The sequence below is a fragment of the Sorangium sp. So ce375 genome (assembly GCF_051473855.1).
Classification (GTDB): domain Bacteria; phylum Myxococcota_A; class Polyangia; order Polyangiales; family Polyangiaceae; genus Sorangium.
Genome location: NZ_CP150335.1, coordinates 10898605 through 10924174, shown reverse-complemented (window position 1 = coordinate 10924174; position 25570 = coordinate 10898605). Strand labels below are relative to the sequence as shown.

Below are 25570 nucleotides of genomic sequence, written 5' to 3'. Positions count from 1 at the left end.
GTGGGATTTTCTCATCCGAACGCCCAGATTGCCACAATTCCAGCGCCGTTGACGCGCCACAGCTGGCGCGAGTACGGTTCACGCATGCGTTTTGCCGCGCAGTCGCTCTGGAGCTGCCTGGTGCTCGGCGTCGCGCTCGGCACTGCGCATCCGGTCCGTGCGGAGGACCGGAATCCGGCCCCGGCACGGAGCGACGATTCCGTCGTAAAGGACCATCTTCGCCGCGCCCGACGGGCTCGGGCATCGGGCAGGTGGACCGAGGCACACGCCGCCTACAAGGCGGCCTTCGATGCGATCGACGCGACATCCATTTCAGAGAGAGAGTCCGCCGAGGTCGCTGGAGAGCTGGGCCTCTGCGAGCTCAAGCTGCGCAAGTTCCGTGACGCGGCGGAGCACCTGGCCTGGAGCCTTGAGCGGCGCAAGGCGCTTTCTCCTGAGCAGCAAAAGGGATTCGCGGATGGACTGGCCCAGGCCGTTCCGTTCCTCGCCACCCTCTATCTGTCGGTGGATCCGCCGGACGCCGAGGTGTTCGTCGAGGGCAAGCCCATCGGCCGACCCAGGCGGACGTACACGCTGTTCTTCGAGCCTGGCAAGCACATGGTGCGGGCCCGAGCGCCGGGCCGCGCGGAAGGCACCCAGACGCTGGACGCGCAGGCGGGGACCGAGCCCATCATGACGTTCCAGTTGTCGAGCGCGGCCGAGAGCAGCGCCAAGGACGACGCGCCCGCGGTACCCGAGCCCGTGAGCGCAGCGCCCCGTGCGCGCCCGCAGGCTCCCGGGCAGCCAGCGTCGTGGCCGACGACACTGCGCATCGCGGGGATCGCCGTCACGACGGCCACCCTGTCCGCGGGCAGCCTGCTCATGATCCGGGCCGCGAACCTCGACGGCGATCTGAGCGAACGGCGCGACGGGCTCAACGGCGGTGCGACGGCGAGCGGGTCCAGGTGCTGGCAAGCGGCGGACCGCCCGGGGTGCGCCGACCTGCTGCGCCTCCGAGACGAGCGCAACCTGTCCGCGGGCATGGGCACGGCCATGCTCATCGCCGGCGGTGTGATCGGGGCAGCGACCGCCGCGTCCTTCTTCACGGACTTCTCCTTCCTGGCGCCCACGCCGGCTCAGGATCGGATCCACGCCTCGCCCGTGGCGACCGGGCGGGAGATCGGCGTGATGATCGAGGGGCTGTGGTGAGGACATCGGGGGCCGAGCAGATGCGCTCGAAGGAAGGCCGGCGCGTGGCGCGGGTTGTCGTCGCGCTCGCGATCTGCGTGTGCGGCGCGAGCACGCTGACAGGGTGTCCGTACTCCGACCCTTGCTGGGAGGTGGAGGCGTGCGAGCCCGACCCGGTGCCTCCGCCCGGTCCGTGCGAGGGAGAGCCCGGCACGGCGGCCGCGCTGGATGAGTGCGGGGTGTTCGTCAGCCCGCTGTCGGGCGACGACAGGAGCCCTGGCACGAAGGACGCGCCGGTGAAGACCTTGCAACACGCGATCGGGCTCGCCGCGCACGGGCGAAACCACGGTGAGGAAGCGACCCGGCGCGTGTACGCGTGCAGCGGGGAGTTCGCGGAGACGATCACGCTGCCCTCGGGGGTCGACCTCTGGGGCGGGCGCCTGTGCGACGGCGGGGCGTGGTCGTACGAGGGGTCGTTCGGCGGGCCGGATCACCCGACGATCATCGCTCCGCCGGAGGGGATCCCGCTGCGGGTCCTCGGGGGGGACGATGCGGAGCCCGCGGGGGACGACACGACGTCGGTGATCGCCGGCGTGCGCGTCGTGGCGGCGGACGCCTCGGCGCCGGATGGCAAGTCGTCGATCGCGGTGATCTTGAGCACGGGGGCCACGGCGATCGTGCAGGACAGCGTGATCGTCGCGGGCAACGGCAAGGACGGGGAGCCGGGAGAGGACGCGGACACCGAGCGGGCGACGGACGGCGTCGTAGGGAACAACGGCGCGAACGCATGTACTGTAGACGCTGCGGTGGGCGCCCTTCCGGTGGTCACCGTGTGCGGCGACGGCATCGAGTCGACGGGCGGCTACGGCGGTGACGGCGGACTCGACGTGGGCGGCGATGGCGCACCGGGACGGCCGGCGCTCGCGAGGGATCCCGATCGCGACAGCCGCGCGGGGCTCGGCGCGGATCAAACGCGATGCGAGGACGGGAACGATGGCGCAGACGGCGCAGACGGTGGTCGTGCGGATGGCGCCTTGGGTCCAGGCTTCCTCAGCGACGATGGATGGATCGGTATCCGTGGTGAGGACGGGACGAAGGGCGGCGTCGGCTACGGTGGCGGCGGGGGTGGCGGCAGCAAGTCGCGCGGGCTCAATTTTGCGTGTCCGACAAGCCGCCCCCAACGTGGTGCGGCCGGCGGCTCGGGGGGAAGCGGGGGCTGCGGCGGCAAGGGAGGCTATGGCGGCGGCTATGGCGGCGCGAGCATCGGTATCGTCGCGCTGGAGGGCACGGAGCTGACCGTCGCGAACACCGACGTGTTCGCTGGCAAAGGCGGCCAGGGCGGGGTTGGCGGAACGGGCCAACCGGGCGGCGCTGGTCAGCTGGGCGCTCACGGAGGCTTGGGCTTTGTTGAGGCAATGTGGAATGCATGCAAGGGCGGCAAAGGGGGCATGGGCGGCCGCGGAGGTGATGCCGGCGGCGGGCTGGGCGGCGCCTCCGTGGGCATCGCCTACGTGGTGCCCAACTTCGCCATTCGACCCGGGACCACCATTATTGCCGGACGCCCCGGTGACGGTGGCCTGGCGGGGAACGCCGGCACGGAGGACGAGGTGGGCAAAGGGGAAAACGGCCCACAAGGTCAACTGGTCGCCTTTCCCGCGGCAGGCGAGCCGCTCCATTGAACCGCGCCACGCAACACGCGGCCATCGAGGGATGCCCATGAACCTGAATTCCGCGCTCCTCCTCGTCGTTGCTCTGCCGCTCGCCTCGGCCGGCTGCGGGACCGCGCCGGGGGTGGACGACCCGAACGGTGCGCCGCCGTGCGACGGACCCTCGACGTGTGGAGGCGATCCGATCCCCGAGTCCGTCTGCCTGGAGCACCTTGCGAACGGCAAGGCGGTCGATGGCTGCGGCGTGTTCGTCCACAATCCGTTCTTCGGAGGCGACGACGCGAACCCCGGCACGAGGGACAGGCCGGTTCGTTCCATCCAGCGCGGCATCGAGCTTGCGCGCACCGGACGCGGTCGCGTGTTCGCCAACAACGATGGCTTCGACGAGTCCCTCACGCTGCCCTCCGGGGTGGATATTTACGGAGGCTTCGACACGTTAGAATGGGAGCTGGTGACGGAGATTCAAACCGAGTCGCAGGGCATGAGCAAGCTCATTGCCCCCTCGGCCGGGCAGATCGCGGTGATCGTCGAGCCGGCACGCGCCGGCGACACGGGGGCAGCGGACGGGGTCTCGGTCATCGATCACATGTTCATCCGCAGCCAGTTTCATATCGGGATGATCGTTCGGTCGGGCGCCGCGGTGGAGATCGTCGGAAGCTGGATCGAGGCCGACTACGGATTGAGGGGCCGCGATGGGGACAAATGGCCGGGCCGGGCAGCGGAAGGACCGGATGGGCAGTATGGGGGAGACGCGTGCTCCGCAGCGACGGTCCCGGGTGGGGCTCGGGCGGTGAACTCCTGCGAGGGAGGGATCCCGAGCGTCGGTGGCAAGGGAGGTGACGGGCTCGCCGACGGCGCCGGAGACGGGGAGGACGGCGAGCCCGTACCCGAGCCGAACCCACAGCACCAGGGGAAAGGAGGACATGGCAGCCCGGCAGACGGGGGTTGCAGCAGCGGCACCACCGGCAGAAGCGGCATGTGGGGCGCCGCCGGCGCACCGGGCAAGGGCCGCGGGCGGGTCGATGAGAGCGGATGGCACGGCGATACGGCCGGCGACGGCGCCCGGGGGATGCCGGGCCAAGGCGGCGGCGGGGGCGGCGGGCGTCGCGGTGGCCTCGCGGTGTGCGGCGTGGCCACCCAGGGTGGCGCCGGCGGCGGCTCCGGAGGCGCGGGCGGTTGCGGGGGGCGGGGCGGCCGAGGGGGCGGGAACGCCCAGCCGAGCATCGGGATCCTGGCGCTCCACGCGAAGGTGACGGTGCGCGACAGCTTCATCGTCAGCGACGACGCGGGCCCAGGCGGCGCCGGCGGCGAGCCGGAGGAAGGCGGCAAAGCCGGCCGAGGCGCTCCAGGAGGCGCCTCGGGGGACGGCATGTGGTCCTGCCACGGTGGCAGCGGCGGCCCCGGAGGCGACGGCGGCTACGGCGGCCCCGGGCGCGGCGGCGACACGATCGGCATCGCCTACCTCGACGAGGACCAGCTCACGCTGGAGGGCGTCACCTTCGAGATCGGGCAGCCGGGCCTGGGCGGCACGAGCTGGGATTGGTCCGGCGACGTGCTCACGGGGGAGGACGGCATCGCCGTCGAGACGCTTCGGTTCCCTGAATAGCCGAAGTCACGTCATGGGAGAACGGCACGGACCTCCATGACGGCTGCCACGATTGCAGGAAGGCAGGCAGCGGAGCGAACCGCCGTGATGCCAAAAAACATGGGAGTAGGACAGGACATGCCGGGACGGCCCTCCCGCTCTCCCCTCGGCGATCTCGGCGGCTTTTCTGCTGATCGGGGCAATGTCCAGCCGTCGTGCTACGACGAAGCTACGGGCTCCGAGTTCACGGGCCAACTCGCCAGGAAGCTCCAGGCCCAGGCGACCATGGCGGCCGGCGGCTCGCCTTCACCGTCCCACGAAGCGACCAGCGCTTCGAGCTCGCGCGTGGCAGCTTCGAACTCGCGCCTGGCAGCGATGCCCCATGGAGTCTTCGGCGGCTCGAGGAGCACGCGAATCTTCGCGAGCGTGTCGATCAACTCGTCCTTGCGAAGGACTCCATCCGTCTTCACCACGCAGTAGCAAGAACCGCTCTGCAACTTCGGCATCAGGGGCCACAAGATGCAGTAGAGCGCCGCCAGCACCGTGAGCACCGCGATGAGCGGCTGTGTCAGGTTGCTCGCTTCGATCTGGACGCCGGGGGCCGGTTCATCAGACGGCGACGGCTCCACCCACCTGTGCTGGTCCGTGAACAGGCAGTCGTAGAGTCTAGCCTCCCCGGGGAAACGCAGGTTCGTCATCACATCGGGCACGAGCACGGTCCCGATCTCCGGCGGCATGCGTTCGCAACCGAAGGTCGCTTCGATGTCACCGGAGATCCACTCCGCGCATGGCTGCTCGTCGGGCAACAGATCGAAGGTGGCATATTCACTCGTGATGATGGCGAACTTTTGGCCATCGTCCGGACGTGCGACGAACCTCGGATCGAACGGGCTGCGCGGAACGATGAAATGTAGGCCTAGAAACTTGACCGAGAACGAGTCCCTCGTTTGCTTCACGATGTCGATCGTGCGCGAGCTGTGGACGATGTAGTAAGGAACCAGAAAGCTCACATGGAACCACAGCGTTCGACCCGTGGACTCCGGCATGTCGATCGAAAAAGAGTAACAGGCGTCGCAGCCTCCGGCGGGGAGGTGCAGTGAATGGTTCATGAACCTACCAGGGAATCCGTCTCGGATGCGACGGTGCAGGGAGCGCCATCGGTCGCACTTGGAGGCCTGGATCCGCGCGCGCACGAGCCGGTCATGCTCCTCGGTCTCCGCGCATCGCTGGACGTCGATATCGCCGTTATCCATAATCCCGACCCCACGGGGATAGTATCGATAAACGACACCGAGCAGCTCATCAACATTGTGTTTCATAGACTCACAATCCTGTGACCGGTGTGCCTGTACTGTCCGTCCGATAGCGTGCTCGGCCACGCGGGCGGCATCCACCCAAGGGAACAGCTATGGATCCACCCAAGTCCACACCTCCGAGAAGAGACACATGTAGATCTTCGCCTCGCCCATCAACACAACGCTTATCGCCACATCCGGCACCACCTCGTTCCCGATCTCCGGTGGGATCGGCCGGTAGCCGGGGTAGGTGGACTCGATCTCCCGTGCGATCTCGCGCGCCACCGGCTCCTCCTCGGGGATGCCGGGGAGGTGGATCCCGTAGTAAGGGCCGAGCAGGGACACGTGGAAGCTGAGCGCCGTTTCGTCGGTGAGCCAGATGCGGGCCGAGTACGCCGGGTCGGCCCCCCCGGAGAACAGGTGGAGCGACTCGTTTTGAAGGCCGTATCGATCCCCCAGGCGGTGGATCATCGCTTCCCACGCTGGGTACTCCGCTCGCCCGCGGTTTGCGGCTTCCACCAGGCGGCGGTGCTCCTCCGTGTCCTCGTAGACGGGCTCGCCCGGAGGCACATAGATGCGCTGGATCTTCTGCACACCCCGCGGGTAGAAGCGGTAGACCACGTCGAGCAGCTCGGAGCGAGTCATCTTCATGGATTCGTCACCGAGGCGCCGAGCAGTGGGTACTTGGACTTGAACGCAGCCTCCGCCTGGATAGCAAACATTTGCAAAATATTCCTGGTGGAAGTTTGTAGTCCATGACGTTGGCGACATCGTCCGTAATTTCTTCGCTGAGGCTGGCTGCGCGGCGAGCAACGTGCCGACGCGGGCTATTCTTGCGATCACAGGTCGGCGTCAAACGGAATCGAGACGAGAACACTGCACCGACCAGGGGTCGCACCGTCCAGAGCGCGCGCCAGCGCGGGGCTGCCTACGCGGCTCGCGTGCCCGTCGACCTGCTGGTACCGGCCGCCGGTCCACATCGCTGTGAGAGCGCGCTGGTTGCCGCGCGGATCGGGCTGCACGACGTCGCCCGCGAGCGCAGCCCGTCGCTCGGCGACGTGAACAGGCAGGGCGAGAGGGCGCCGCCGAGCTCGCCTCGAGAGGAGGCGACGCGCTGAATCGCCTCCTCGTCGCCCATCCACGCGCACCGCTCAGCGGCCGTGCGACCCAGCGTCGAGGTATTCGAGCAGCTTGGCCTCGTCGCTGCCGATCAACCGCTCGATGAAGTCCTGCCGGCGATGGCGATGGATCTGCAATGACCCCGCGGTCGTCTGCACGAGGACGGCGACGCGCCGGAAGCCCCTCATCACGGCGGGCCGCACCCGCTCCATTGCCGCCTCGTACTCCGGATCATTCCTTCCCACCGCTGCTCGCAGGTCCAGGAGCAGGGACAGCCCGCTGCGGCCTGCCCGGTCGAGAGCGCGGCACACTTCCATCCAGATCGCCTCGAATTGCACCGCGGACTCCGACGGCACCGCGCTCCGCGTGACCCTCACGAGCTGTGCGGCCGGGTTGACGGTCACGACGAAATGGGTGTTGCGCAAGAGCTCGGGCATGGCCCGTGCTGCATTGTACCCATAGCCGCCTCTTCGATCGAGGACGGAGCCGCGCCCTCTCCTGGGCCGTCGCGGGCGCCGGCGCTCACTCGACGCCGATCGCGCCGGCGCCCCTCGCCGCGCCCGCCCCGCTCAGCCGCTCGGGTCGGCCGCGTCTCTGTCGCCGACGAGATCGGCGATCTCGCCGGGCGCAAACCCGACCAGATCGGGCTCCGGCGAGAGCGCCACGCCGAACCGATCGAGCACCCCCCGCCGCACGCGCCGCGCGAGGCCGAGCAGCTCCTCCGCCGTGGCGCCGCCGCGGTTCACCAGCGCGAGCGTGTGGCGCGTCGAGATGCCCGCGGCGCCGTGGCGCGTCCCCTTCGCGAAGCCGGCGCGCTCGATCAGCCAGGCCGCGGACAGCTTCACCCGCCCGCCGTCCGCCGGATACCGCGGGATCGCCTCGCCGGGCGCGAGCACGCCCGCCGCCTCGATGCGCACCATGACGCCCTCGGCGGCGCCGGGCGCGAGCGTCGGGTTCATGAAGAACGACCCGGCGCTCCGGCAGTTCTCGTCCGCGGGATCGAGCACCATCGATTTACCGCGGCGGAGCGCGATCACCGCGCTGCGCACCTCGCCGAGCGGCGGCGCGGCCCCCCCGGCGGACGCGGCGAGCGCCCGCTGAAGCTCGGGGTAGCGCACCGTCGCGGCGCCCGCCGGGCGCAGCGCGAACGTGACGGCCGTGATGACGTACCGCCCGCGCCATTCGCGCTTGAACCGGCTGTCGCGGTAGCCGAAGCCGCACGCGGCCCCGGGGATGACCGCGGCCGCCCCGGTCGCGCGGTCGATCGCACGGACCTCGGCGATCGTCTCCGCGACCTCCTGGCCGTACGCGCCGACGTTCTGGATCGGCGTCGCGCCGACGTCGCCCGGGATGCCCGACAGGCACTCGACGCCCGCCCAGCCCTCGGCGACCGAGCGCGCCACGAGCTCGTCCCACGCCTCGCCCGCCCCCGCCCGCACGAGGGCGCGCCCCGCCTCGTCGTCGCCGCCGGCCGCCCCGCCGCCGGCTGCCCCGCCGTCGGCCGCCCCGCCGTCGGCCTTCCCGCACCCGCGCACGAGCTCGATCCCGCGGACGCGCACGCGCAGCACCAGCGCGTCGAGGCCTCGGTCCGCGACAAGCAGGTTCGATCCGCCGCCGAGCACGAAGAGCGGCACGCCGCGGGCCTCGGCAAAGCGGAACGCCTCGACCACCGCGGCCTCATCGGCAGCCTCGGCGAAATAGCGCGCCGGCCCGCCCACGCCGAGCGTCGTGAGCGGGGCCAGCGGGACCGACTCGCGGACGTCGAGGCTCACGGCTTCTTCTCCGGCGCCTGCGGCTTCTCCGGCGCCTGCGGCCGCGCGCCGCCGCGGACAGCGGCCGGCCCCTGCGCGCCGCCGGGAGACCGCGCCGGCGGCGCCGGCCGCGCCACCCGGATGCCCGCCATGAAGCCGCTGTCGACCGCCTGCACCCGCTCGACGAACGCCTTGTACTCGTCGATCGACACCGTCCCCGTCGGCAAGCTCAGCGCGAAGTCCTCCTCGATCGCCGCGCCGTAGCTGCCCTTGCGCGACGCCGCGAGGCCCGCGTGCTCGACGCGCACCCCCTCGGGCGCCCGTGCGACCGCGTAGCCCTCGGGCAGCTCGATCCGGCGGCGCACGTGGTACTGGAGCGCGGTCTCGATCGCGAGCGCGCTCTTGCGGGCCCCGCGCGAGGCGTACGAGGCGCCGAGCGTGCTCGTGTACGCGCGCGGGAACACGAGGTGCACCGGCTCGATCCCCGGCAGCGTCCACGCCGCGGCGTCCTTGCCCTCCGGCTGCGCGAAGCCGTGGATCGTCACGGCGGCGCGGAGCGCGACCTCCCACGAGCCCTCCGTCGACGAGACGACAACGTCCTCGACGTCGGCCCACGGGAGCCAGCCGAGCACGACGCCCCGGAGCATCTCGCGCCGCGCCGTGCCCACCACGGTCTCGAACGCCTCCGAGAGCGCCTGCGCCGCCCGCCCGTGCAGCAAAATCGTGAACGTTCCCGTGGCATTACCCGTCGCGTCGACCGTCAGGCGCAGGTCGACCTCGTCGCCGGTCTCGCCGCTCGTCCCGGCCACGGTGACGAGCTCGCCGCCCGGCAGCATGGCGGCGCGGCCGCGCAGCTCGGGGCTGATGCGGCCGGGGGGCAGCGGCGGGCCCTCGACGTCGGCGTCGATCCACACGTCGCCGCCCGGCAGGCGGGCGATGACGAGCGGGTGGTGGAAGCGCCCCGCGTGCGGCGGGAAGTCCGCCGACGAGCTGAACGGCTCGGTCTCGGCGATGGCGAGATCCGCGCGCACGCCGAGCTCGCGCAGCGCGCGGTAGACGAGCCACGATCGGCTGCCCTGGCCGAGCTCGATCATCGAGCGCGCCGTCGTGCGCTGCGGGCCGCCGCCGAGCAGCGCCGCCATGTCCGAGAGCTCGGCGCCGCCGGCGACCTTCACCGCCTTGCCCGCGGCCGCGACGACGCGCTCGAGCAGCGCGGGCGACGGCGTCCGGTCGGCGCCCGCGGCCTCCCGCGCCCAGCGGGTCATGGTGGGATCGCGGTCCTCGAGCGCGCGGATGTTCTCGTCGAGCGCCGCGGCCACGTGGTCCCAGGTCTGCGTCCCCAGGCTGACGCCGACGCCCATCTCCACCCGCGGCACGCCGTCCTCGATGCGCCGCGGCGGCTGGTCCTTGATGCGCCAGACGCTGACCGTGGAGGCGCCCTCGGCGCGCTGCTCCGCGGCGCCGAGCAGCGGGTGCGACCAGACCGCGAGCGGGAGCGACGTCGGGCGGCGGACCTCGATCGTCGCCTCGCGGACGCTCGTGCGCTCGGGGAGCAGGTCCCACGTGTCGATGACGAGCTGGCCGCCGTCGCCCGGCAGCGCGTAGCCCTCGGTGACCTGCTCGATGTAGTCGCCCTGCTCGAGCTGCGAGAGGTCGCTGTGGTCCTGCGAGGCGTTCGACGCCGCGTCGGGCGCGAGGATGCGGCCGTCGCGCTTGTGGATGCGCCGGCGCAGCAGGCGCATCGTGGAGCGTCCCTCGATGAGCGGGCCGTAGGTGGCCGCGCCCTGGGCGACGTCGGTGGTGCCGGAGACGCGGCGGAGGTCGTACGTCACGTAGTGGACGAGCCCGTCGGGCGAGACCGTGAACTGCTCGACGTGGCGGAGCACCGCGGTCGCGGCGCCGGGGAGGAACGCCTTCTGCTGGTCCTCCAGCACGAGCTTGCGGCCCTCGGCCTCGAGCGGCGGCGCCGGGTCCGACGCGAGGCCGAGGGCGCGCGTGATGGGGCCGAGCCCGGCGGGGGTGTCGCGCGCCGTCGTGCGGTCGCGGGCGAGGCGGCCCCGCACCGCGCGGGCGTCGCCGCGGCCGGCGGCGAGGCCGAGCGCCTCCAGCATCGTCCGCTGCCCCGGCGGCATCGCGTCGTACACGGCGAGCGCGCCGCGCAGGTCGCCGCGGGCGACGCGCTCGCGGAGCTCGACGTCGCGCAGCGCGTCCGGCGCGCGGCGGAGCCGGCGCAGCCGCTTGATCTCGGCGAGGACCGCGTCGCGGTCGCTCGCGTCGAGGAGCGCGCCGAGGCACGCGGCGCTCGAGCGATCGAGCCCGCCCTCGCAGGCGGCCTTCACCGCGTCGACGCCGGCGCGGCCGTGGATGCGGTCGTCGACGACGGCGAGCAGCGTCGACCCGGGCGCCGCGGCGGCGAGCTTCGCGTAGGCGGCCTCGGCGACGTCGGTGACGCTCGCGCGGCGGGCGACCGTCGCGAGCTCCGCGAGGACCATGCGATCGGCGTCGGGGACGGCAGGCGCGCTCAGGCCGGCCGGTCCGGGGGGCGCGACCCGGACCCCGAGCTCCCGGAGGGCGTCCATGGTGCCCTCGCCGCGGCCGCCGCGGCGCTCGGCGAGCTCGGCCTTGTAGAGGCGCGCCTCCCACGACGCGGGCCGCGCGGCGAGCACGCGCTCGACGGCGGCGCGGGTGCGCTCGACGACCTCGGCCTCGGGAAGGTCGCCGACGCGGCGGATCGCCCTCGCGTAGAGCAGGTCGAGGCGCGGCGAGCGCGGCGTGGACGCGGCCGCGGGCGTGGGGGAGGCCGGCGAGCGCGGTGTGGAGGCCGCGGGCGTGGGGGAGGCCGGCGAGCGCGGTGTGGAGGCCGCGGGTGTGGAGGAGGCCGCGGGTGTGGAGGAGGCCGCGGGTGTGGAGGAGGCCGCGGGCATGGAGGAGGCCGCGGGCGGCGCGGAGGCCGGGCGGAGGCGGCCGTCGCCGTCCGGGTCGAGGAGGTGCTCGGCCGCGCGCGCGTCGCCGAGGGCGAGCAGGGCGGCGGCAGCGACCTCGATGCTCGCCGCGTCGACGCGCTGGCCGGCGGCGCCGCGCGACGTTGGGGCCGGCGCCAGGCTGACCGCGGCGGGCCGGGACGCGGACGCGGTCGCGGCGGCGCCGGGACGCGGCGCGCGGGCGCGGAGCGGCAGGCCGTTCTCGCCCCACGCGGTGAGCTCGATGGTGTCGCCGTCGCCCTTCTGCGCGACGCGCACGACGACGCGCAGCGTCCCCGGCTGCGCCTCGACCGTCGCGAGGCGCGTGACCTGCGCGCCGCCCGCCGCGTAGTCGCGCTGGAGGGCGGGCACGCCGCCCACCTCGAGCACGGCGGCGGACGACGAGGCGAGCGCGAGGCTCACCCGCTGGGCGATCGGGTTGTGGAGGTCCACGACCACGGCGCGCGTCCCCTGGAGGGCGCTCACCGCGTCGATGTCGATGGCGCACGCGTCGGCGCGGACGACGATGGGCGAGGCGCTCTGCGCGAACGGCGCGAGCCCGGGGTAGGCCCTCCCGAGCGGCGCGCCCGGCGCGGAGCTCACGGGCGAGGGCCGGGCGAGGCCGTGGAGGGGCGCCGCGTCGAGCGGGCCGACGAGGGCGGCCTCGCCCGCGCAGCCGCGGCGCGCGCTCCAGGTCGCCGCCGCGGCCTCGTCGCCGACGAACAGGGCGATGCGGTGGAGGGCGCTCGCGAGCGCGCCGCGCACGAACGGCATCTCCGGGGCGCCGCGGCCGGCGACGTCCGCGAACGCCCAGGCGCGCTGGAGGCGGCGGGCGACCTCGGGGAGCGCGTCGCGCGAGCGGAAGGCGATGGCCGCGGCGTCGGGGTCGGGCCCGCCCGCGGTGCCGGCGCCGAAGACGAGCGCGTCGAGCGACGCGATCACGGTGGCGAGGGCGCCGCCTTCGCTCGGCGCGTCGACGGCGCGGTCGAGGGCGTCGAGGTACGGCGCGGCGGCGGCGGAGCTCGTGATCTCGGCCTCCAGCGCGGCGGAGAACGCGGCGGGGAGCGGCGCGTCGCCGGGGAGCGGCGACGCGGCGCCTCGAGGGGCGCACGCGGCGGGCGCGGCGGCGAGCGCGAGGGTGAGCGCGAGGGCGGCGCGGCGAGCGACCAGGAAGGGGCGGCGAGCGACGGGGGGGCGCTCTGCGAGGCGAGGGCTTGCGGGGAGCTGGCTGGCGCTCGTGGGGCTGCGGGGGTCGGTGGTCACGATCGGCGTCTCCACGGCGCCGCGCGCGGCGGTGCCTGTCCGCCGTTCCTTAAGGGCCTGGGATTGCCGACGCAAAGGTGAACTTCGGCACGGGCCTGGGATTGCCGACGCAAAGGTGAACTTCGGCAGGCCGCCGCGATCTGCCCGACCTCCGAGGCCGGCCTTGTGCCCCGGGCCTCAGCGCCCGCCGCCTCCCGGGAGCCTCGGCGCGGCGCGCGCGGCGATCACCGGCGCGGCGCGCGGCGGCGCGGCGCGCGGCGGCGCGCCGGGCGGCGCCGCGCCGCTCGCAGCCTGGCGCTGCATGCAGAGCTTCAGCCCCGCGCGGAGGTTTCCGACGGTCGCGATGCCCGACAGGTCGAGCCCGAGGGAGACCATCGTCTGCGCCACGTTCGGCCGGATGCCCGTGATGACGCCCTCGGCGCCCAGGAGCCGGATCGCGCGGATGAGCTCGATGAGATAGCTCGCCGTCTTCGTGTCGACGACCTCGACGCCGGTGAGGTCCAGGATCGCGAAGCGCGCCCGCTTGTCGACGATGGCGGCGAGCAGGTCGTCCATCACGTCGGCGGCCCTCTTGCTGTCGACGACGCCGACCATCGGGAGGGTCAGCACGCTGTCCCAGACCTCGATGATCGGCGTCGACAGGTCGCGGATCACCTGCTGCTGGCGCTCGATGAGGTCGAGCCGCGCCCTCAGCTCGTCTTCCCTGAGCTTCGCCTCCGTGGCGTCTTGCGTGAAGCTGACCGCGCCGTTGCGCTCGCCGCGCTCGTCGGTCAGCGGGATGACCCACGTCTCCCAGGCCATCCCGAACGCCTCGACGCGGGTGCGGACGAGCTCGCCCCGGACCGCCCTTCGCATCGGCTCCATGTCCATCGGCACGGGAGGGTCGTCGAACACGTTCATTCCGACGAACTGGCCCGGCCTGAGGCCGAGCGACTGGAGCGTCTTGCCCTCGTGGAAGGTGCAGAATCCATCCCGATCCATCCGGGTCACGGCCGTATCCACCGTTCCGAGGATGGCCCGGAGGATCATGTCGCTCTCCTTGAGCTTCTCGACGGCCTCGACCTGCTCCGTGACGTCCTGCCCGAAGCAGAGCAGCCGAATCGACTTACCGCCGTCGTCGAGCACGGGCGCATACCGCCACTCGCACACGACGGCGCGCCCGTCCTTGCGGGTATGGGTGTAGCGGCGCGGGGGGCTCTCCTGTCCGAGCGAACGCCCGAAGGTCGTGGCGTCCGGCTCGCTCACGATCGTGTCCGCGAGGCGGCGGCCCACCGCTTCGTCAGCGGTATATCCAAAGATGCGTTCTGCCTCGCCGTTCCACGCGTCGACGACGAGCTCGTCGAGGTTCCCCGCGCACTCGATCACCGCGAAAGGCGCGCTGCGGACAGCCCTCAAATAACTCGCGTCGAGGCCCGGAGATCCGGAAGCGGTCACTGTGCTCATCATCTTTCGTCCAAGGTAAACTGGGCCGCCGGTTGGTGTCGAGGACGAGCGACGGCAGGCCGGCAGGGAGGACGAGGGCAGGGCCGAGCTTGTGAGATGAATTCGTTGGGACGCAAACGTTCACGTCCGCGGGCGGGCGTGGTCTGACCGGCGGCGGGGCGGGTTGCTGTGAGCCGCGCGTGGGCGCGCGCAGCGACAGGGACCGGATGCGCTTCGCCGGCGGGTGCGCAGGCGGCCGCCGCCCAACCTGGGATCGCCCCGCGGCTCCAGCCTGCGGGGGCGCCGCCATGTCCCGCCGCCAACCTGGGCCGGCCTGCGAGGTCGAGCGCTTCGAGGCACACCTGGTGCAGCGAGGACAGTGCTTCAGCGGGTGGTGTGCGTCGCGGAGCGCGCGAATCCCGTCTGGTGTGCGCAATCGTGAACGGTTACGTTCGACAGGACGAGGAGGCGCTGCGCCTGCGATGAACGCGATCGACTACCGCACGGGTGATGCGACAGATCCCGTCGGAGAGGGGGCGAGGATCATCTGCCACGTCTGCAACGACATCGGCGGCTGGGGGCGCGGGTTCGTGGTCGCGCTCTCGAAGAGGTGGCCCGAGCCCGAGGCGCAGTACCGCGCCTGGCATGCTCGCGGTGAAGCCGCTGGGTTCAAGCTCGGGGAAATACAGGTTGTGGGCGTGGAGGGCGATCTCTCCGTCGCGAACATGATCGCCCAGCACGGGGTGCGTTCGCAGCACGGCGTTCCCCCGATCCGGTATGATGCGCTCGAGCGATGTCTCGCCAGGCTCGCGGAGCACGCGCAGCGTGTCAGCGCTTCGATTCATATGCCAAGGATCGGTTGCGGACTGGCGGGCGGGGAGTGGCCAGAGGTCGAGTCCATCGTCCAGAGGACGCTCTGTGCCGCCGGACTGTCGGTGCACGTCTATGACCTCTAGAGCATCGAATAGGTTAAATTCAATGGGTCGCGAGGCCCGATCGAGCTGCCAGGAAGCAAGCTCCAAGGGCAAGGAATGCCGGAAAAGGAGAAACCGCAAGGGCGCAAGGGGCGCAAGGGACCAGAGAAGAGATATTTGCGTTCTCCTTGCGTTGCGCCCCTTGCGCCCTTGCGGTTTCTCTTCCCTTCTGTTGATTTTCTCGGGACCCGGATGTGAATCGGTACTCTAGCGCGGGGATCAATACCAAACAGATGAAGCTCACACGCGCGGAAGACAGCCATGTGATGGCCATGAAGAGCTGGTTCCCCGATCGACGAAGCTGCCAGATCTGGGGTGGTCCGCAGTTCAGGTTCCCGTTCACGGACAGCACCTTCCTGGAGGACACGCGGAGCCATGTGCTGCCCTCCTATGTGATGCTCGGAGCGGACGACCAGCTCCTCGGTTTTGGCCAGTATTATCTGAGGGCCGGTCGCTGTCATCTCGGACGGCTCGCGATATCGCCCGAGCACCGGGGTGCGGGGCTGGGCCGGTGGCTCGTCGGTGGTCTGGCCGAGCTCGGCGTCCGGGAGCTCGGCGTGGGCGAATGCTCCTTGTTCGTCGTTGCGGACAACACGCCCGCGATGCGGCTGTACCGGAGGCTGGGCTTCGTGGAGACCCCGTACCCGGAAGATGACCCCAGCGTCACCTCCCTTGTATACATGGTGGTGGCCGCAACCCGACTGGCAGAGCTGCGCCTGTGCGCCCAAAGGGGCGCTGCGAGCGACGGGCGGGACGCGCGCGATTGAGCGCGGACGCTGGGCAGCCCTACCACGCCACCCGAAGCGACGAACAGCAGAGGAATCCATGCTCACCGGTCACTGTCATTGCGGCGCAGTTCAGTACAAGTCACAGGGGCCTACCCTGTTCTCCGTCATCTGCCACTGCCGCGACTGTCAGCGCGCGTCGGGCACTGGCGGCGTCCCTGTCTTGGGCGTTCCCAAGACATCGTTCAGCTATTCTGGGCCCGTGAAGCAGTCGCACGTACGGGGCGGCAGCGGCCTGCCGGCTGTCCGCAATTTCTGCTCCGAGTGCGGCTGCCTGCTGTTTGGTACTCCTGAGTCAGCGCCCGATATGGTCACCATCTACGTGGGCAGTCTGGACGATCCCGCTTCGTTTTCCCCGACGGAGGCGCTGTTCACCAGCCAGCGTCCGCCATGGGCCAAGTTGGCAGCGCAGCTCGTCGAGCACGCGGCGCTCCCTGAGCGATGAGCTACGGTCTTCCAGCGCCGCCCAACCCTGTCGGTGAAGTCATTGAGCATGGGTGGCGGGCAGCTCTTTGTCCGAGATCATCGCGGTGGCGACGCTCAGCTGTGGCGCGCCGGCGCGCAGCGTTCGTGAGATGGCCGGCGAGAACGAAAGTCCGAATTTCGACAGGAGCTGCTATTTGTCGAGGTCGTCGATCTTGTGGTGAAACAAGAGATCCAAGCCTTGTGCGCTGTCGCTCTCGAGTCCTTCAGGGGTGTGCTCCCCCCGGAGCGCTTCCGCGATGCGCACGACTGGGTTCACAAGTACGGGGAGTGGGGGCTCGCCATGGAGTTCGTCATCGACTGGATCGGCGATCTCGAACTCCCTGTCGACAAAGCGCAATTTGACGCCATCGAGCGCGCCATGGTAGCAATGGGGTGGGCTGAGAGCTCAAGGATGAAGTGGCTCCGTGGATATTTCGCGTCGCTCGGAACGCGGAGTTCTCACGGGGGTGGGTCCGCGTGAAGCTTCACAAGCGCCCTGCTCGTGCACGGCGCCCTGCAGGAGGAAAGCCAATTGCCTGAGCTCCATTTCCGCCGTGCCCGCCCCGAGGACGCGGCCCGCCTTCAGGACATCCGGCGCGCGGCCTTTGCGCCCGTGTTCGCGTCGTTCCGCTCGATCCTGGGCGACGAGCTCTACGACCTGGCGCAGCGGCGAGACGCCGATGCGCAGGAGGGGCTGCTGACGTCGCTGATGGCGGCCGACTCGGGCTGGGAGATGTACGTGGCCCAATCCGGCGACGAGGTCGTCGGCTTCGTGGCGCTCCGGCTCGCTCAGGAGACGCTTGTCGGCGAGATCGGCCTCAACGCCGTCGACCCCGCGCAGGCCGGAAGGGGGATCGGCACCGCGATGTATGAGTTCGCGGCGGCGCGCCTGAAGCAGGCTGGGATGAAGGTCGCGATTGTCGGCACCGGGGGCGATCCGAGCCACGCTCCGGCGCGACGCGCGTACCGGAAGGCGGGGTTCGACGTCGAGATCCCCAGCGTGTGGATGTACCGCAAGCTCTGATTTCGCCGGTGCGCGGACCCGCGCGCGGCTCGCGTCGCCCTTCGTCTACCCGTACCCGCGACCAGCGGCAGCCCGCGTGCGGGCCGTGAGGAGATCGCATGAAGACCTACAAGAAAGCAGATTTTCCGGTGGCGAAGGTCCGGCGCTTCCTGGAGCCGGGTCCGGTGGTCTTGGTGAGCTCTGCGCACAAGGGCCAGCGGAACATCATGACGATGGGCTGGCACATGGTGATGATGGAGGAGCCGTCCCTCGTGGGGTGCTTCATCTGGGACCAGAACGATAGCCATGAGATGGTGCGACGCAGCAAAGAGTGCGTGATCAACGTGCCCACGGTCGATCTCGTGCGCGCCGTCATCGGGATCGGGAACAGCCACGGCTCCGAGGTCGACAAGTTCGAAAAGTTCGGGCTCACCGCCGTCGCGGCGACGAAGGTCGGCGCGCCCCTCATCGCCGAGTGTTATGCGAGCTTCGAGTGCAAGCTGATCGACACGAGCGCCGTCAAGCGCTTCAGCTTGTTCGTCTTCGAGGTGGTCAAGGCGCACGTCGCGACATCGCCGCGTTATCCGACGACCGTCCACTACCGCGGCGACGGGGTGTTCATGGTGTCCGGTCGCAACGTGAGCTACCGGAGGCTCTTCAAGCCGGAGAACCTGTAGCTCGCTCGGCGCTCGAAATGAGGCCGGTAGGCCCGAGCGCGTCCGCGTCGATCGTCTTCGGAGCCTCGGCCGCGCGCGGACCGGTCGCGGCCTCCGCCGAGGAGGTCATCGCCCCCGGAGCGCGGCTCCGCGAAATGCAGCGCGATTCAATCGCCTGCGCGATCGGGCAATGGCTCCGGCCCGCCCGCCCGCCAGCGCGGCGCGCGCCGGCGATGCGCAGCGGGCGCACCCGAGGCGCCGCTCGCGCTGCTTTGGTGAGCGTCCTCATCATGACCGCTGTGCGACGCGCGGGAGCGCGACGCTCCCGCCGGACAGAGAGCTGAACAACCTCTTGCGATCTGCCGGCCAACGCGTCGACAGGACCGAGAAATCAACGTCCCCGTCGGGAATTCCCCTCAGGACGGCTCGGTAGAAGCCGTGTCGGCGCTTGCAAGAAAGTGGACCGCCCGGCGAAGGTTCTGCTAGGGGGGTCTATCATGATCATCGCGCTCACCGGACAGAAAGGTGGGATCGGCAAGAGCACCACGGCCGTGAGCCTCGCCGTGGCCGCGCTGGCGAACGGCCGGCGTGTGCTGCTCGTCGACGCCGATCCCCAGGGGACCGTCCGCACGTGGGGCGACGTGGCCTCCGAGGCGGGGCACGATACCCCGACCGTCATGGCCATGGGCGCCTCGATGCACAAGCCGGGACAGCTGCCGGAAGTCGCCGCCGCGTACGACCTCACGGTCATCGACTGCCCCCCGCGCCACGGCGAGATCGCGCGGTCGGCGCTGATGGTCGCCGACATTGCCATCTACCCCTGCGGCCCCACGGCCGCCGACGCCTGGGCCCTCACCGCCGCGCTCGAGGTGTTCCGCGAGGCCGCCGCGCTGCGGAGCGCGCTCAAGGGCTGCATCCTCATCACACGCAAGCAGGGCCGCACGGCGCTCGGCAAATCGGCGCGCGCGGTGCTCGAGACGTCGGGCCTGCCGGTGCTCTCCACGGAGCTCGGCTATCGCATCGCTTACCAGGAGTCCCTCGCCTGCGGGCAAGGGGTGACGGGCTACGCACCGCGGGACACCGCGGCCAGAGAGATCACCCACCTTCTCGAAGAACTGGAGAAGCTTCACCATGGCGAAAAAGCAAGTCGCGGTCTCTCTACGAAAGCCGCCGTCGCCTGAAAAGGCCGACGCGTTCGTCGCGGGCGGCGAAGGCGGCAAAGCGGCGGACGACGTCGTGAGGTCGAGGCCCGACGCCGACCAGCGTGCGCACGACCGCGAGAAGCCGGCCGAGGCGCGGCAGGAGCGAGCGCCGGAGGCGCGGCAGGAGCGAGCGCCGGAGGCGCGTCCAGGCGATGAGACGCCCGCGGCGACGGCGCCGCAGGCGGCGAGCGCGGTCGTCGGGCCCCAGGCGCTCGCCACCACCTCGGAGCCGCACGCCGGCCCGCCGGTGCTCCTCGGGAACGACGGCCGCTCTCGGCGCGCGGTCACCATCTACCTGCCCGATCCGCTCGCGGACCGGCTGCTGCTCCATTGCATCGAGCACGACCGCGACATGAGCAACCTGGTCGGCGAGGCGGTCGAGGTACACCTCGACAAGCGCCTCGGACCGGCGTCTGTCTCCGCGGCCCCGGCCGAGGCCGCCGCCCCCCGTGAGGCGCCGCCCCCGAGCGCGAGCTACCGCACCGATCCGTTCCGTCCAGCGGACACCAGCCCGAAAGGGCGGGTCGGTCGCGTGGTCCATGTCGGCCGCGTGCTGATGACGCTCTGGCGGCAGCGGCCCCGGGCGAGCTGACCGGCGAGCGCGCAGCGACTCCGCCCCTCTCGCACCTGGCGGCCGCGACCGACTCGCCAGCAGTTGACGTTCACGCTCACCTCGCCAAGAAGAAGCTAGGAGACAATGGACGTCGAAGAAAAACTCTTGAACATCCTCCTCGTTGAAGACGACGATGTCGACGTGATGAACGTCCGCCGGGCGTTCAAGCGGAACAACATCTCGAATCCCCTCTGGGTCGCCGGGAACGGCGTCGAGGCCCTCGAGATGCTGCGCAGCGGCGTCGTCCCGGTGGAGCGACGGCTCATCCTGCTCGACCTGAACATGCCCAAGATGAACGGGATCGAGTTTCTGCGGGAGCTGCGGGCCGATCCGGAGCTCGGGGCCACATCGGTTGTCGTGTTGACCACATCCAACGACGACCGCGACAAGGTGGGAGCGTACAACCTCAACGTGGCCGGCTATCTCGTCAAGCCAGTCACGTTCCTCAGCTTCGTGGAGCTCATGGCAGCGCTCAACAAGTACTGGAGACTCGTGGAACTACCCTAGCGAAACACATCGGCTTTCTGGTCCCTGACGGTACGAGGAGCGCGCTGCGTGGTGTGCGCACACACTCGCCGTCCTGGCGACAACGCACGTCCCGCCTTCAGGCGCGGTGTCGCTGTGTAGGCCGATCGAGGATCCTGATTGCGTCCTCACCGGGATTGCGCTCCTCCCGGATCTGCTCGATACGTGGGAAGATGCGGTTTCCCGAGCTCCGGACCGGCGTCGCGATCACCGCGCTCCTCGGCCTCTCCTCGATGGGCACCTTCTGCATCCTGCCCGATGGCGGCGGCAACGGCCCGCCCGATCCTTCGACCGCGTGCGCCTCCGGCGAGCCGCCCGCGGCGGGCGCGGACGTCCTCTTCTTCAGCGCGCCGGAGGGCGGCGGGAGCCCGCTCGCCGCGGACACGGTGCTCCACCTGGAGTACGGGCCCCAGGGCGGGCAGCACGTGATGGTGGGGATCCGGCACCACACGAGCGGCGGCGGCGTGTGGGCCTACCGCATCGCGTTCGAGCCGGAGACGCCGGCGCCGGAGTCGCCCGAGCCGGGCGCGCTGCCGCGCCCGCCCGTGCTCGAGGGGTCGAACACCGTGCCCGTCAACGCGTGCGCCTCCGGGTGGACCGAGACGATCGCGCCCCTGTTCGTCCAGATCCTCGACGGCGGGCAATCGGATGCCTCGGGGCAGATCCCGGAGGCGCGCGGCGTGCTCCGCGTCGTCGCGACCGAGGAGGGCTCGGCAGAGCAGGTGTCCGCCGAGGTCCCCGCGCGGATCGCGATGTGAGCGGCGGCGGCCGGGCGAAGGCCGGCTACTTGCTGCGCTTGACGACGCCGAGCGCCTTCTGCGCCGCCTTGACGGCCGCCTGCGCCTCCTTGCCGGGGGCGTCCGAGAGCGCCGCCATGAGGGCCGTCGCGACCTCGCGCCGGCTGTGCGCGTGCACGTCCGCGAGCTTCAGGTAGAGCTGCGCCTTCTCGGCGAGATCGGCGTCGCCGCGCCGCGCCTCGATCCGCTCGACAAGGCACGCCGCCACCGCGGCGTCGTCCATCTTCTTCAGCGCGTCGAGCGCCGCCGCGCGCTTCGCGAGCTCCGGCCGCGCCTCGATGAGGTCCACGAGCGGCGTGAGCGCCACGGGGCCGAACGCGCGGATCGCGTCCGCGACGATGCCGGGCTTGTAGCCGTCGGCGTAGGCCGAGAGGAGCTCGCTCAGCCCGCGGACGTCGCCGAGGAAGCCGAGCGCGTACGCGGCGATCTTCGCCTCCTGCTCGTTCTCGCTCCGGCTCGCCAGCATCCGCACGAAGGTCTCGACCATCTCGACGTCGCCGAGCTGCGCGAGCGCGTAGGCCGCCTCCTCGCGCACGCCGCGGGCGGCGTCCCCGTAGAACGCGCGGCGGAGCGCCGGCAGCGCGGCGAGGTCGCCCAGCTCGGCGAGCGCCTTCAGCGCCGCGAGCCGCTCCTCCTTTGTCGGCGCCGCGCCGAGCGCCTTCGCGAGCTCCTGCACCCGCTCCTGCCGCGCGGCGCGCCGCGCGCGCACCCAGTCGCTCCCCGGCCCGGCCTTCTGCGTGGCGTCGCTCACGTCGCGCACGTCGTTTGCGTCGCTCAGGTCGATTACGTCGAGCGCGTCGCGGGCCAGCGCCCGCAGGCCGGAGTCCTTGGCGTGCTCCGCGACCTTGGCGAGCATCGCCTTGGCCTCGGCGTGGGCCGGGCCGCCGTGCAGCGCGACCGCCTGCAGCACCCGCACCGCCGTCAGCTTCGCCACGCGGCCCGCCTTCACCGTGAGCGCCTTCTCCGCGGCGGAGAGCGCCTCGGCCCCGAGCGGCGCGAACGTCTTCGCGATGGTCGGCGTCGCGGTGCCGTCCGCCCACAGGGGGAAGATGCTCGCCACGAGCTCGCTCGCCGGCAGCGACGCGTAGTAGCGCGCGTGGTGGACCGCGGCGACGTAGCGGTTCATCGCGCCCGCCGCGCGCCGCCGCGCGACCTCGTCCGGGGAGAGCGCCTCGTCGGGCCGCGCCACCGCGACGCTCTCGTACGTCGGGACGCGCTCGGTCGACGCGCGGTCGATCTGCGTCGCGCCGGCCAGGCGGACGAGCGCCATCTCGAGCACCTGGTAGAGCTTGATGAAGTCGTCGAGCCGATCGGCCGGCTCGGGCCGCTGCGGGAGCCCCTGGAGCAGCGCGGCCTGCTTCTCGAGGCGGAGGTCGCGCAGCCGCGCGGCCAGCGGGTCCGTCACGCGCGCGCTGAGCCCGGTCAGGCCCGTGGCGAGCGCCTCGGCGAGCTCCTCGCGGACCTCGCCGAGCGCGATGGCCGCGGGCGAGGCGCCCGCCTCGCGGGCGGCGGCGTTCCACGCCGAGCCCTCGAGCGGCCCGCCCCGCGCCGCGATCCCCTGCTCGGCGCCCTGGTCGAGGACGGGGCGCAGCTCCAGGCCGAGCGGCCCCTCGACGACGGCGGCGAGCGGCCACAGCGTGGGCAGCGCGGCGTCGATGCCGACGTCCCCGAGCAGCGCGCGCAGCCGCGCGTCGCGGAGCGAGCCGGCGAGCCGCTCCTCGAGCGCCGCGTCGTCGGGCAGGTGGAGCGCCTCCCCCTTGTCGTCGACCGCCGAGAGCCGCGCGCCGCGCGCGAAGAGCGTGTCGGTGAGCACCGCGACGGGCACGAGGTCGGGCGCGAAGACGTCCTTGCGGTGCTCCTGGAGCGCCGCGAGCGCCGCGCCGACGTCGGGCAGCGCCCGCGCGAGCACGGACTCGAGGGCGCCGGCGTCGAGCGGGCGCTTGTCGCCGAGATCGGTGAAGTCGACGCGCAGCGGCGGGTAGCCCGGGTAGGTCGTCGCCCGCGCCCCGGCGAGCACCTCGCCGGCGAAGCTCCGCTTCGGATCGGTCCGCTTCGCCATGAACGCCGGGAGGATCTGCTTCTCGCTGAAGTGGCGGCCGGACTCGAGGTCGATGAAGCGGCTCTCCCGGATGACGAAGTCGTCGCTCGTCGTCCGCGTCGAGAAGGCGTACTCGACGAGCGTGAGGTCCCCCGCGGGCTTCCTGTCGGACGCCTTCCACGTCTTGCCGACGAGCTCCTCGACGTGGCGGTCGTCGAGCGGCTCGCCCGCGAGGTGCTTCTCCAGCTTGCGGGCGGTGAGCAGGAGATCGGCCATCACGTTCGCGTAGGCGACCGCGGGGAGCGCGCCGCGGGGCGCGCCCCGGGCCTGCCGGCCCCCCGCGGCTTGCCTGCGGAGCAGCGCGGCCAGGTCGAGCGTGCGCGCCGAGAGGCGCCGGAGGCGGTTCTCCCGGAGCGCCTCGGCGAGCTTCTCCATCTGCTCGATGCGGTCGTCCCCGATCGTCGCGACGCCGGCCACGCCGAGCTCGCGCACGAGCGTGCCGACCTGCTCGACGCCGGACTTCATCAGGGCCTGCGCGTTCGCGCTGCCCTTCTTCACGCTCTTGCGCGCGGTGTCCCCGCCCGGCGCGCCGGGCGGCGCCGACTCGCTCACGGCGAACGACTCGGGCGCGCGCGCCCAGGCGACGAGCAGCGCCGCCGCGTGCTTGCAGAAGGCGGTGTTGAAGGTCCGCGCGGGGCAGCTGCAGCGCCCCTTGAACGCGGGCGCCGGCGCGTCGGTGTAGACGAGCGAGACCTTGTAAGGCGAGGCCCCCGAGCCCTTGGCGTCGCAGAACAGCTTGTTCTCGTAGCGCGCGAGGTTCAGGAGCTGCCCGCCGTCGTAGAGCAGCGTGCCCTTCTTGAGCTCCCCCGCGTCCTGGATGAACGCCCGGAGCTCGCCGGCCCCGATGCGCTTCACGTCGCCGGGCGCCGCGCTCACGGCGCCTCCGCGGGGGAGCGCGCCGGGCGCGGCGCCGTGTAAATCTCGTCGTCGGGGAGCAGCGGAAGGGCGGCCGGCATCGGCCCGGAAGCGTATCACGGGCGGCGGCGCCGGAGCTCCTCGCCGCCTCCAGCCGATCGGGCCGACAGTCCATGGGATCAGGCCATCGGGCCCGCGCTCATCAGGCCAGCTGTGCGGCGCCGGCGCGCTCCACCTCGCCCTCGCCGAGGCGCGGGTAGTCGATGTAGCCGCGCGGGCCCTCGGAGTAGAAGGTCGCGACGTCGGGCGTGTTGAGCGGCGCGCGGCGCGACAGGCGCTCCGGCAGATCGGGGTTGGCGAGGAACGGCGCGCCGAAGGACACGAGATCCGCCGCGCCGGTCCGCAGCGCTTCCTCCGCGATCTCCAGCGTATAGCCGCCGTTCACGATGAAGGCGCCGCGGAACCGCTCGCGGAGGAGGGGCGTCACCCGATCCGCGGCGGCGAGCGCCTGATCCGTGAGCTGCTCGACGACGTGCAGATAGACGACCTTGCGCGCCGAGAGCTCGGCGGCGACGTGGCCGAAGAGCGCCCTCGGATCGGAGTCGCTCATGTCGTTGTACTCGCTCACCGGCGACAGCCGCACGCCCACCCGGTCGGCGCCGAACACCCCGCTCACGGCCTCGGTGATCTCGATCAGGAAGCGCGCCCGGTTCTCGACCGAGCCGCCGTACCGATCCGTCCTCTGGTTCACGCCGTTCCGGAGGAACTGGTCGATGATGTAGCCGTTCGCCGCGTGGATCTCGACTCCATCGAAGCCGGCGGCCTTGGCCCGGCGCGCTCCGTCCTCGAACTGCGCGACAACGCCGGCGATCTCGCCCGTCTCCAGGGCGCGCGGGGTGGTGTACGGCTGCGGGCCCTCAGGCGTGTGCGCGTGGCCCGTGCGGATGGCGACGGCCGAGGACGAGACGGGCGCCTGCCGGTTCGGCTGGAACGAGGGGTGCGACGACCGACCTACATGCCAGAGCTGCAGGAAGACGCGCCCTCCCGCGCGGTGGATCGCGTCCGTCACGAGCCGCCACCCCGCGACCTGCGCGTCGGTGTGGATCCCAGGTGTGCGGAGATATCCCACGCCCTGCGGGCTGACCTGCGACGCCTCGGTGATGATGAGGCCGGCAGAGGAGCGCTGCTCGTAGTACCTCGCGTTGAGCTCGGTCGGCACGTTGCCCTCGCCGGCGCGGCAGCGCGTCAGCGGCGCCATCACCAGGCGGTTCGGCAGCGAGACGGGGCCGAGCGCGAAGGGGCTGAAGAGCAGGTCTTTGGCGGTGGTCACGATCGATGCTCCTTGCAAAGAAGATGTAGCTTCCAAAA

At 71.6% G+C, this 25570-nt stretch carries 21 protein-coding genes; 13 read left to right on the top strand and 8 right to left on the bottom strand.

Annotated features, from left to right (window positions below; all coding sequences use genetic code 11):
• Window positions 1–84: 84 nt before the first annotated feature.
• From WME90_RS40850 to WME90_RS40840, 3 genes are read left to right on the top strand one after another with little or no spacing between them, the layout of a single operon-like run.
• Window positions 85–1188, top strand: a complete 1104-nt coding sequence (locus WME90_RS40850; protein WP_437277507.1) for a hypothetical protein — start codon at window positions 85–87, stop codon at window positions 1186–1188.
• Between the two features lie 20 nt (window positions 1189–1208).
• Complete coding sequence (locus WME90_RS40845; RefSeq protein WP_437283725.1) at window positions 1209–2846, top strand: hypothetical protein; 1638 nt, start codon at window positions 1209–1211, stop codon at window positions 2844–2846.
• 37 nt (window positions 2847–2883) lie between these two features.
• Window positions 2884–4440 carry a hypothetical protein gene (locus WME90_RS40840; RefSeq protein WP_437277506.1) on the top strand — a complete coding sequence of 519 codons (1557 nt, stop codon included), beginning with the start codon at window positions 2884–2886 and terminating at the stop codon, window positions 4438–4440.
• Between the two features lie 197 nt (window positions 4441–4637).
• Here the strand turns inward: WME90_RS40840 and WME90_RS40835 are convergent, their stop codons facing one another.
• The 6 genes from WME90_RS40835 to WME90_RS40810 all read right to left on the bottom strand — a co-directional run bounded on the left by WME90_RS40835 (window position 4638) and on the right by WME90_RS40810 (window position 14241).
• Window positions 4638–5738 carry a hypothetical protein gene (locus tag WME90_RS40835; RefSeq protein WP_437277505.1) on the bottom strand — a complete coding sequence of 367 codons (1101 nt, stop codon included), beginning with the start codon at window positions 5736–5738 and terminating at the stop codon, window positions 4638–4640.
• Between the two features lie 87 nt (window positions 5739–5825).
• The gene (locus WME90_RS40830; RefSeq protein WP_437277504.1) at window positions 5826–6365 is read right to left on the bottom strand and encodes a hypothetical protein; all 540 of its coding nucleotides are present in this window, start codon (window positions 6363–6365) and stop codon (window positions 5826–5828) included.
• Window positions 6366–6865: 500 nt separating this feature from the next.
• Complete coding sequence (locus tag WME90_RS40825) at window positions 6866–7270, bottom strand: hypothetical protein (RefSeq protein WP_437277503.1); 405 nt, start codon at window positions 7268–7270, stop codon at window positions 6866–6868.
• Between the two features lie 132 nt (window positions 7271–7402).
• A complete protein-coding gene (locus WME90_RS40820) occupies window positions 7403–8605 on the bottom strand; it encodes a UDP-N-acetylmuramate dehydrogenase (RefSeq protein WP_437277502.1) in 1203 nt (400 codons plus the stop codon).
• On the bottom strand, window positions 8602–12807 hold the full coding sequence (locus tag WME90_RS40815) for a hypothetical protein (RefSeq protein ID WP_437277501.1): 4206 nt from the start codon (window positions 12805–12807) through the stop codon (window positions 8602–8604). Before WME90_RS40815 ends, WME90_RS40820 begins: the two co-directional genes overlap by 4 nt.
• 177 nt (window positions 12808–12984) lie before the next feature.
• Complete coding sequence (locus WME90_RS40810; protein WP_437277500.1) at window positions 12985–14241, bottom strand: PAS domain S-box protein; 1257 nt, start codon at window positions 14239–14241, stop codon at window positions 12985–12987.
• Window positions 14242–14711: 470 nt separating this feature from the next.
• On the opposite strand from WME90_RS40810, the gene WME90_RS40805 reads away from it, so the two are divergent.
• The 10 genes from WME90_RS40805 (at window position 14712) to WME90_RS40760 (ending at window position 21210) form a co-directional block, all read left to right on the top strand.
• On the top strand, window positions 14712–15185 hold the full coding sequence (locus WME90_RS40805) for a macro domain-containing protein (RefSeq protein WP_437277499.1): 474 nt from the start codon (window positions 14712–14714) through the stop codon (window positions 15183–15185).
• A 251-nt stretch (window positions 15186–15436) separates the two neighbouring features.
• The gene (locus WME90_RS40800) at window positions 15437–15970 is read left to right on the top strand and encodes a GNAT family N-acetyltransferase (RefSeq protein WP_437277498.1); all 534 of its coding nucleotides are present in this window, start codon (window positions 15437–15439) and stop codon (window positions 15968–15970) included.
• On the top strand, window positions 15855–16433 hold the full coding sequence (locus tag WME90_RS40795; RefSeq protein ID WP_437277497.1) for a GFA family protein: 579 nt from the start codon (window positions 15855–15857) through the stop codon (window positions 16431–16433). The genes WME90_RS40800 and WME90_RS40795 overlap by 116 nt, the downstream gene beginning before the upstream one ends.
• Before the next feature lie 198 nt (window positions 16434–16631).
• Complete coding sequence (locus tag WME90_RS40790) at window positions 16632–16934, top strand: MafI family immunity protein (RefSeq protein WP_437277496.1); 303 nt, start codon at window positions 16632–16634, stop codon at window positions 16932–16934.
• Between the two features lie 21 nt (window positions 16935–16955).
• Window positions 16956–17477: an N-acetyltransferase family protein gene (locus tag WME90_RS40785; protein WP_437277495.1), complete on the top strand. Its 522-nt coding sequence runs from the start codon at window positions 16956–16958 to the stop codon at window positions 17475–17477.
• A 98-nt stretch (window positions 17478–17575) separates the two neighbouring features.
• Window positions 17576–18133, top strand: coding sequence for a flavin reductase family protein (locus WME90_RS40780; RefSeq protein WP_437277494.1), 558 nt, complete (start codon window positions 17576–17578; stop codon window positions 18131–18133).
• Window positions 18134–18609: 476 nt separating this feature from the next.
• Window positions 18610–19293, top strand: coding sequence for a ParA family partition ATPase (gene parA, locus WME90_RS40775; RefSeq protein ID WP_437277493.1), 684 nt, complete (start codon window positions 18610–18612; stop codon window positions 19291–19293).
• Window positions 19244–19906, top strand: a complete 663-nt coding sequence (locus WME90_RS40770; protein WP_437277492.1) for a hypothetical protein — start codon at window positions 19244–19246, stop codon at window positions 19904–19906. The genes parA and WME90_RS40770 overlap by 50 nt, the downstream gene beginning before the upstream one ends.
• Before the next feature lie 105 nt (window positions 19907–20011).
• On the top strand, window positions 20012–20434 hold the full coding sequence (locus WME90_RS40765; RefSeq protein ID WP_437277491.1) for a response regulator: 423 nt from the start codon (window positions 20012–20014) through the stop codon (window positions 20432–20434).
• Between the two features lie 191 nt (window positions 20435–20625).
• Entirely contained in the window at window positions 20626–21210 is a 585-nt protein-coding gene (locus tag WME90_RS40760; RefSeq protein ID WP_437277490.1) for a hypothetical protein, read from the top strand.
• Between the two features lie 25 nt (window positions 21211–21235).
• Here WME90_RS40760 and WME90_RS40755 read toward each other — a convergent pair whose 3' ends face one another.
• The gene (locus tag WME90_RS40755) at window positions 21236–24223 is read right to left on the bottom strand and encodes a HEAT repeat domain-containing protein (protein ID WP_437277489.1); all 2988 of its coding nucleotides are present in this window, start codon (window positions 24221–24223) and stop codon (window positions 21236–21238) included.
• 181 nt (window positions 24224–24404) lie between these two features.
• Complete coding sequence (locus WME90_RS40750) at window positions 24405–25532, bottom strand: alkene reductase (protein WP_437277488.1); 1128 nt, start codon at window positions 25530–25532, stop codon at window positions 24405–24407.
• Window positions 25533–25570 lie beyond the last annotated feature (38 nt).